Below are 8,847 nucleotides of genomic sequence, written 5' to 3' on the forward strand. Positions count from 1 at the left end.
TGATGGAAATGGAAGCCACGCAAGCACCTTAAAATCACCATCATACACTAAATCAGTAAGTTGGCAGCATTACCGAACAATTCCATCTGATTACTGGCAATATTGCGCAATATAAAGATCGGCTGTATGTAACAAAATTATCGACATTTGGTGAAGACCAGCTTGAGATAATCCCGCTGGATACGCCAGACCTGGTCATTGATCGCTCATTTAATAGCGGCAAACAGCATGCTTACTTTATCCGCCAATTACGGTCAAAGAGCTTGCAAATTATTCCAGTTAACGGTTCGCTAACTAAAAACGATCGCTTCGCTTATGACGATCGCAATGTTTATACATGGACCGATACAGAGGTAAGGATTACGCCCTCCCCCTGCCCGGCGAAAACTCGTGTCAGAGAGGAGAACGTACGTGAAGTTCAAAACAGAGACATCATTATTCCGGTGACGGATGAATCATGCCGGAACGCAGCAGCAGAGGTGCAAACTTTGAAGCCCTGACCCCATGCCGCTATACTGCCGCCATCACTTAAAAACAGGATACAACAATGAACGACAGTGAATTTCATCGCCTGGCTGATCAACTGTGGCTGACCATTGAAGAGCGTCTGGACGACAGGGATGGCGACAGCGATATCGACTGCGAAATCAACGGCGGCGTACTGACCATTACCTTTGAAAACGGCAGCAAAATCATTATTAACCGCCAGGAGCCGCTGCACCAGGTGTGGCTGGCAACCAAACAGGGCGGCTACCATTTTGACCTGAAAGGCGATGAATGGATTTGCGATCGCAGCGGCGAAACCTTCTGGGATTTGCTGGAACAGGCGGCGACGCAACAGGCGGGTGAAACAGTCAGTTTCCGCTAAGATTGCATGCCGGATAAGCCTCGCTTTCCGGCACGCTCATCACGAAAAATACTGCTGTAATAGCGGCGTATCGTGATCCTGATTGGCGGGCGGCAGGTTGCCAATCGATTTTGTTCGGAACGGAATCACCTGTTCGCGACCATCAACCTTCACAATCTGATAGAACTGCGGCAGGTTGAAGTTGATGAAGCTTGAGCCGTAGGTGAAGCGGTCGTGCGATGACGAGTAGAAGCGACTGACGTCACGTACCAGCTCCTCTTTGCTGCCTTCGCAGTGGTGATACACCTCAACCCGGTTGCTTTCGTCGAGAATGTAGATATTAAAGCCATTCTCGTCTTGCGTTTCTTCGAAAAAGAACTGGATGATCCCTTCGCTGGCAAAGCCGTCCACCACCGCCGGTAATTTGACGTGATTGGTTTCAACCTGCACTGACAAGCCGTGCAGTTTGTTATGCGAAATAGCGCCATAAAACTCGATGGCGTTCTCCAGCTTCTGTACCGATACATTCAGGCGTTCGAAGAACAAGCCCCAGGTTTGACCAGAAACGCGCAGCGCCTTGAAACGCCCGGTTTCCTGGCGGGTGCTGGAAAGGCGCAGTTCAATACACTCAGAAACCAGTTGCTGCACGCGAGTACGGATTAAGCCGCGCAGATGCTGGCTATAACAGAAGACTTCCACGCTATCTGGCGGTGCGGCGTCCTGATGCATTTTGCCGAGAATAGTTTTCAGGGCTTCGATCATCGATTGCTCGCCGTTGAAGTGCAGCGTACGCACTTCGTTCCACGAGTTGCGGTACAGCAGGTCAACGCTACCTACCAGGCAATTTTGATTCTCGCCAAAGCTGAAGACATCCAGCTTACGGAAATCAAAATGCACCACCTGATTGCGGAACGCAGCTGTCGGGTCATATTCCAGGTTAACGATAATCGCCAGATGGCGAATCTCACACGGGCTGTAGAGCGCCTTCGGTGTCGGTGCAGGTAAGCGCAGCGGGAAATGGTGCGACACGTCGGCGACCATCTCCTGCAACTTAGGCAAATCGACAATGCCGTTACCTTTAATATACAAACGGGTGCGCGAGGTCAGCAGGCCGTTAAACCATGCCCACGCCACCAGTTTATTCAGGTAACGGTTATATTCCAGCGGCTGATGGCTGATGATCGACTCAATATTTGGCGCGCGGTTATACAGATACCAACCTGAACGGTTAGCCCGGCCCGGCGGCACATAAATAAAGGTCAGATTCGGTTCCGAGAGATCGGGTGAAATCTGCGGGTTTACCAGCGTCACTTTACCTGGCAATGCTTCAAACGCGGCATACAGTTTACGCGTCAGTACGCCGATATCCTGCGGACTGGCGGAGACGCTAAGGTTATTGCGACGCGCAAAGCGGATCAGATTACGGTAGCTCTGCATCATCGCGTCGAGCAGCTCGTTGTGCGCCTCACGCACCTGATCAATCTTCCAGTTAGCACGGTTATCGAGCATTGCCAGACGAGCTTCGTCCCAACCCCACTCGCTCACTAACTGGCTCAACACTGCGCGACGCCAGCCTACACAGGCGCGTTCACGGCTGAGTTTTTCGCACACTTTTAAATAGAAGCAGCGACGTACTAAATCCAGACGGGTGAAATCTTCAATCGCCGTCAGGTATTCAGTAACACGCTCCAGCATCATGCAGTATGGATCGAGGCCAAACGATACAATCTCGCCGTCGTGCAAACGCTGTTTGATATCTTTCGCCAGCAGACGTGGGTTCGGGTATTCCCAGGAATAGGCTTCCAGCAGCAGTGTTTTCAGCACCGCTTTGTATGGGGAATCGATACTCTTGTAGAGCTGCCAAAGGCTGGCACCAAAGTACTCTTCAGCAGAAAGCGAGCTTAAGCCACCGAGATCCAGCCATTCATTTGGCGTCAGCACGCCCTGCGCGTAAAGCGTCATCACATAGTCGTCGTAATGCTCTTCTTCGTCGCACGGCACCATATTCCACAGAATACGCTTACCGGCGAGACGCACGGCAGTACGATAAAATTCGTCAAGCAGCAGTATATGCTGGGTGGAGCCACAATCTTCGCCCCCCAGGCTGCCGCTTTCATTATGACGGAAGCGGTTTTCATCAATCAGGAAGAAGCTGACTTCCACACCCAGCGAGGCGGCCCAGCTTTCCAGCAGGCTGCATTTACGTTGTAGTAACTGGCGCTCTTCGCTATCGAGCCAGGATTGATGACAGACCCAGATATCCAGGTCAGAGGAACAACTTTGCCCTACGGACGAGGTGCTGCCCATGGTGTATACACCAGTAATTGGAAGCTCACCTTTCGGTGGATCCTGTACTGACATTCCACGATACAGTTCAAGCTCGTTCAGGTAGTGGCGTTGAGTTTCATCAGGCGTGTAAAGGCAAATGCCTTTGGGAACGTTACCATCAAGGTAACCCGGCATTCGCGGATGGTGATAGTGCAACAATGTCGGCAGTAGACTGTAGACCTGTTGGAATGCAGGCCCCATAGCAGCAAGCGCGCGATCCACACGCAATTGATTTATGGCATCCAGTCTCTGTTTCAGAGTCTCAATATAGAGGTACAAGACGTATCGCCTGATTTGCTACCCGTCATGACTGTGATTCCGCCAACATCAACGGTAACACGCGGCATTCGGGATATTTCGTATGTCAAAGGTAACCGTTACCACTTTTCGCGCCTGGTTTTTTTAGTTTCACGACGAAAAAATGGTCTAAAACGTGATCAATTTAACACCTTGCTGATTGACCGTAAAGAAAGATGCGCTACATACAAGTGTAGCACCGTTTATTCTCTGTAAATTCCTTATTACGACGGCGTGAAACGCCTGTCAGGATCCACTGCCAGACCTCATTTTACGGTTTGCGCAGGCGTCTACGTTTCACCACAACACTGACATCACTCTGGCAAGGATGTTAGGATGGACCACGGATGATAATGACGGTAACAAGCATGTTAGACAATGTTTTAAGAATTGCCACACGCCAAAGCCCACTTGCACTCTGGCAGGCACACTATGTCAAAGACAAGTTGATGGCGAGCCATCCGGGCCTGGTCGTTGAACTGGTACCGATGGTGACGCGCGGCGATGTGATTCTTGATACGCCGCTGGCGAAAGTAGGCGGAAAAGGCTTATTTGTAAAAGAGCTGGAAGTCGCGCTCCTGGAGAATCGCGCTGATATCGCCGTACATTCAATGAAAGATGTGCCGGTTGAATTCCCGCAAGGTCTGGGGCTGGTCACTATTTGCGAGCGTGAAGATCCTCGCGATGCCTTTGTGTCCAATAACTATGACAGTCTGGATGCGTTACCAGCAGGCAGTATCGTCGGGACGTCCAGTTTACGTCGCCAGTGCCAACTGGCTGAACGCCGCCCGGATCTGATTATCCGCTCCCTGCGCGGCAACGTCGGCACTCGCCTGAGCAAACTAGATAACGGCGAATACGATGCCATCATTCTTGCCGTAGCCGGACTAAAACGTTTAGGTCTGGAGTCCCGCATTCGCGCCGCGTTACCACCCGAGATTTCTCTTCCGGCGGTAGGACAAGGTGCAGTCGGTATTGAATGCCGCCTTGATGATACACGCACTCGCGAGCTGCTTGCCGCGCTGAATCACCACGAAACTGCACTGCGCGTTACCGCAGAACGCGCCATGAATACCCGTCTCGAAGGCGGATGTCAGGTGCCAATTGGTAGCTACGCCGAGCTTATTGATGGCGAAATCTGGCTATGTGCGCTGGTCGGCGCGCCGGACGGTTCGCAGATTATTCGCGGTGAACGCCGCGGTGCGCCGCAAGATGCCGAACAAATGGGGATTTCGCTGGCAGAAGAGCTACTGAATAACGGCGCGCGCGAGATCCTCGCTGAAGTCTATAACGGAGAGGCCCCGGCATGAGTATCCTGGTCACCCGCCCGTCTCCCGCTGGAGAAGAGTTAGTGAGCCGTCTGCGCACACTGGGGCAGGTGGCCTGGCATTTTCCGCTGATTGAGTTTTCTCCGGGTCGACAATTACCGCAACTTGCTGATCAACTGGCAGCGCTGGGGGAGAGCGATCTGTTGTTTGCCCTCTCGCAACACGCGGTTGCTTTTGCCCAATCACAGCTGCATCAGCAAGATCGTAAATGGCCCCAACTACCTACTTATTTCGCCATTGGACGCACCACCGCACTGGCGCTACATACCGTAAGCGGACAGAAGATTCTCTACCCACAGGATCGGGAAATCAGCGAAGTCTTGCTACAATTACCTGAATTACAAAATATTGCGGGCAAACGTGCGCTGATATTACGTGGCAATGGCGGTCGTGAGCTAATTGGGGATACCCTGACGGTGCGCGGTGCTGAGGTCACTTTTTGTGAATGTTATCAACGATGCGCAATCCATTACGATGGTGCAGAAGAAGCGATGCGCTGGCAATCCCGCGAGGTGACGATGGTCGTTGTTACCAGCGGTGAAATGTTGCAGCAACTCTGGTCGCTGATCCCACAATGGTATCGTGAGCACTGGTTACTACACTGTCGACTATTGGTCGTCAGTGAGCGTTTGGCGAAACTCGCCCGGGAACTGGGCTGGCAAGACATTAAGGTCGCCGATAACGCTGACAACGATGCGCTTTTACGGGCATTACAATAACTCTCATAACAGGAAGCCATAATGACGGAACAAGAAAAAACCTCCGCCGTGGTTGAAGAGACCAGGGAGGCCGTGGACACCACGTCACAACCTGTCGCAACAGAAAAAAAGAGTAAGAACAATACTGCATTGATTCTCAGCGCGGTGGCTATCGCTATTGCTCTGGCGGCGGGTGTCGGTTTGTATGGCTGGGGTAAACAACAGGCCGTCAATCAGACCGCCACCAGCGATGCCCTGGCTAACCAACTGACGGCATTGCAAAAAGCCCAGGAGAGCCAAAAAGCCGAGCTGGAAGGCATTATTAAGCAACAAGCTGCGCAGCTTAAGCAGGCGAATCGTCAGCAAGAAACGCTGGCAAAACAGTTGGATGAAGTCCAACAAAAGATCGCCACCATTTCCGGCAGCGATGCTAAAACCTGGCTGCTGGCTCAGGCCGATTTTCTGGTGAAACTCGCCGGACGGAAGCTGTGGAGCGATCAGGACGTCACGACCTCTGCAGCGTTGCTGAAAAGTGCAGACGCCAGCCTGGCGGATATGAATGACCCGAGTCTGATTACCGTTCGTCGGGCAATTACCGATGATATCGCCAGCCTTTCTGCAGTATCGCAGGTGGATTATGACGGCATCATCCTTAAGCTTAATCAGCTTTCAAATCAGGTAGATAACCTGCGTCTGGCCGATAATGACAGCGATGGTTCGCCGATGGATTCAGACGGTGAAGAGCTTTCCAGTTCCATCAGCGAATGGCGTATCAATCTGCAAAAAAGCTGGCAGAACTTTATGGACAACTTCATTACGATTCGCCGTCGTGATGACACCGCCGTACCGCTGTTAGCGCCAAATCAGGATATCTATCTGCGCGAAAATATTCGCTCTCGCCTGCTGGTCGCAGCACAAGCTGTACCGCGTCATCAGGAAGAGACTTATCGCCAGGCGCTGGAGAACGTCTCCACCTGGGTACGTGCTTACTACGATACTGATGATGCCACCACCAAAGCGTTCCTCGACGAGGTGGACCAGTTAAGCCAGCAAAATATCTCGATGGATCTTCCGGAAACCCTGCAAAGCCAGGCGATGCTGGAAAAACTGATGCAGACTCGCGTGCGTAACCTGCTGGCACAACCGGCAGCGGGGACAACGGAAGCTAAACCTGCACCTGCACCTGCACCTGCACCTGCACCTGCACCTGCACCTGCACCGCAAGGTGATACTCCGGCAGCCGCGCCGCAAGGAGAATAACCATGCTAAAAGTGTTATTACTCTTTGTTTTGCTGATTGCGGGGATAGTGGTTGGCCCGATGATTGCCGGTCATCAGGGTTATGTGCTGATCCAGACCGACAACTACAATATCGAAACCAGCGTCACGGGCCTGGCGATCATATTGATTCTGGCGATGGTAGTGCTGTTTGCCATTGAGTGGCTACTGCGGCGGATCTTCCGCACTGGCGCGCACACCCGTGGATGGTTTGTCGGACGTAAGCGTCGCCGTGCGCGTAAGCAGACCGAACAGGCGCTGCTGAAACTGGCGGAAGGTGATTATCAGCAAGTTGAAAAGCTGATGGCGAAAAATGCCGATCACGCTGAACAACCGGTGGTGAACTATCTACTGGCTGCCGAAGCCGCGCAACAACGTGGTGATGAAGCACGCGCCAACCAACATCTGGAACGCGCAGCGGAGCTGGCCGGCAATGACACCATTCCGGTAGAAATCACCCGTGTACGTCTGCAACTGGCCCGTAATGAAAACCATGCTGCACGCCACGGCGTGGATAAGCTGCTGGAAGTTACGCCACGCCATCCTGAAGTATTACGTCTGGCGGAACAGGCGTATATCCGCACAGGGGCATGGAGTTCTCTGCTGGATATCATCCCATCAATGGCGAAAGCCCATGTTGGTGATGAAGAACATCGTGCAATGCTGGAACAACAGGCATGGATTGGCCTGATGGATCAGGCGCGTGCCGATAACGGTAGTGAAGGTTTGCGTAACTGGTGGAAAAACCAAAGCCGGAAAACGCGTCATCAGGTAGCGTTGCAGGTGGCAATGGCGGAACATCTTATTGAATGTGACGATCATGATACTGCCCAGCAAATTATCATCGACGGCCTGAAACGCCAGTATGACGATCGCCTACTGCTGCCGATCCCGCGTCTGAAAACCAATAACCCGGAACAGCTGGAAAAAGTGCTACGCCAGCAAATCAAAAACGTCGGTGATCGCCCGCTGTTGTGGAGCACATTGGGTCAGTCACTGATGAAGCACGGTGAATGGCAGGAAGCATCGCTCGCCTTCCGCGCGGCGCTGAAACAACGTCCGGACGCCTACGATTACGCATGGCTTGCCGACGCGCTGGACAGACTGCACAAGCCGGAAGAAGCTGCAGCGATGCGTCGCGACGGTTTGATGTTAACGTTGCAGAATAACCCGCCACAGTAGTTCCTTCTCACCCGGAGGAAAGCACCTCCGGGACCTTTCTGATGCATAAAAAAACGCCTGCTCTTATTACGGAGCAGGCGTTAAAACAGGTCTGTATGACAACAAGTGGGTGCTTCACTCAACGTTGTGTCCATGGTGTCTGATGAGGCATAAGCGACATCTGTCAGTGGACGATAAGCACCGTAAACGGCTCTGCGTCATTCCGGAGTTTATGAGGCACTAAGGCGAACATAAGAGATGGAATGAGCATCTACTCGTTTATTATGCCACAGAGAATCGGGAAATAACATCCCTTAACACTTGTTATGAGATAATTCTGTAATCCTCTTTGCTTCCTGAGTAATAACTTCCTGAGTGAATATTTAACCTGAGCTTGATCCTACACATACTTATTATGAATGATAAAATTCATTCAATTAATAACACATATATTAATTGCCGTTAAAACTAAAAACAGCATCAATAATCAACGCGATATAATAAACCTGCCTTACATATCAACTGCGCCAGAGGTAGGATTGAAAACGCTCTCCTGATTTTCCAATTCATTTTCTGGATAAATAAATAATTTATTTTTGTCACTATTATTTATGTAATCATCCTGTCAGGGAGAGGGATCTCAATTATCAATGCTTAATTACGTCATCATTTTGATGACATGAAACCGGAGCATTTTGCATGGAATTTTCGTTTTCACCCAAACGTCTTGTTGTTGCTGTCGCCGCCGCTCTTCCTCTCATGGCCAGCGCAGCAGATACCCCGTCAACTGCTAGATTGGCCCCCTGAATCTCCAGACAACCAGTATCACTTAAATAAGTGATAGTCTTAATACTAGTTTTTAGACTTGTCATTGGAGAACAGATTATTGATGTCTTAGGGCCGGAGAAACG

General features: G+C 51.4%; 6 protein-coding genes and 1 pseudogene. 6 read left to right on the forward strand and 1 reads right to left on the reverse strand.

Translation table 11 applies throughout. The features are described 5' to 3' along the window. Nucleotides 1-547: 547 nt before the first annotated feature. Nucleotides 548-868 (forward strand): iron donor protein CyaY, encoded by a 321-nt coding sequence (gene cyaY, locus ABZJ92_RS19290; RefSeq protein WP_000999940.1) that lies wholly within the window; start codon nucleotides 548-550, stop codon nucleotides 866-868. A gap of 39 nt (nucleotides 869-907) precedes the next feature. On the opposite strand, the gene cyaA is transcribed toward cyaY, so the two are convergent. Next, on the reverse strand, nucleotides 908-3,454 hold the full coding sequence (cyaA, locus tag ABZJ92_RS19295; protein WP_000281726.1) for a class I adenylate cyclase: 2,547 nt from the start codon (nucleotides 3,452-3,454) through the stop codon (nucleotides 908-910). A gap of 386 nt (nucleotides 3,455-3,840) precedes the next feature. Between cyaA and hemC the strand changes: the two genes are divergently transcribed. The 5 genes and pseudogenes from hemC to ABZJ92_RS19320 form a co-directional block, all read left to right on the forward strand. After that, the gene (gene hemC, locus ABZJ92_RS19300; RefSeq protein ID WP_005052874.1) at nucleotides 3,841-4,782 is read left to right on the forward strand and encodes a hydroxymethylbilane synthase; all 942 of its coding nucleotides are present in this window, start codon (nucleotides 3,841-3,843) and stop codon (nucleotides 4,780-4,782) included. Beyond that, nucleotides 4,779-5,519, forward strand: coding sequence for a uroporphyrinogen-III synthase (gene hemD, locus ABZJ92_RS19305; RefSeq protein ID WP_000026057.1), 741 nt, complete (start codon nucleotides 4,779-4,781; stop codon nucleotides 5,517-5,519). The genes hemC and hemD overlap by 4 nt, the downstream gene beginning before the upstream one ends. 21 nt (nucleotides 5,520-5,540) lie before the next feature. Beyond that, nucleotides 5,541-6,758 (forward strand): uroporphyrinogen-III C-methyltransferase, encoded by a 1,218-nt coding sequence (hemX, locus tag ABZJ92_RS19310; protein ID WP_000139013.1) that lies wholly within the window; start codon nucleotides 5,541-5,543, stop codon nucleotides 6,756-6,758. 2 nt (nucleotides 6,759-6,760) lie between these two features. Further along, nucleotides 6,761-7,957 (forward strand): protoheme IX biogenesis protein HemY, encoded by a 1,197-nt coding sequence (hemY, locus tag ABZJ92_RS19315; protein ID WP_000921791.1) that lies wholly within the window; start codon nucleotides 6,761-6,763, stop codon nucleotides 7,955-7,957. A gap of 678 nt (nucleotides 7,958-8,635) precedes the next feature. After that, nucleotides 8,636-8,728: pseudogene (locus ABZJ92_RS19320) on the forward strand (hypothetical protein); the annotation flags it as partial. Nucleotides 8,729-8,847: the final 119 nt, after the last annotated feature.

Source organism: Shigella sp. FJ200513 (assembly GCF_040495915.1).
Taxonomy (GTDB): Bacteria; Pseudomonadota; Gammaproteobacteria; order Enterobacterales; family Enterobacteriaceae; genus ECMA0423.

Bases quoted from the DNA above. Each gene is read 5' to 3' on its own strand.
- cyaY (WP_000999940.1), top strand. From the start codon at position 548: ATGAACGACAGTGAATTTCATCGCCTGGCTGATCAACTGTGGCTGACC.
- hemC (WP_005052874.1), top strand. From the start codon at position 3,841: ATGTTAGACAATGTTTTAAGAATTGCCACACGCCAAAGCCCACTTGCA.
- hemD (WP_000026057.1), top strand. From the start codon at position 4,779: ATGAGTATCCTGGTCACCCGCCCGTCTCCCGCTGGAGAAGAGTTAGTG.
- hemX (WP_000139013.1), top strand. From the start codon at position 5,541: ATGACGGAACAAGAAAAAACCTCCGCCGTGGTTGAAGAGACCAGGGAG.
- hemY (WP_000921791.1), top strand. From the start codon at position 6,761: ATGCTAAAAGTGTTATTACTCTTTGTTTTGCTGATTGCGGGGATAGTG.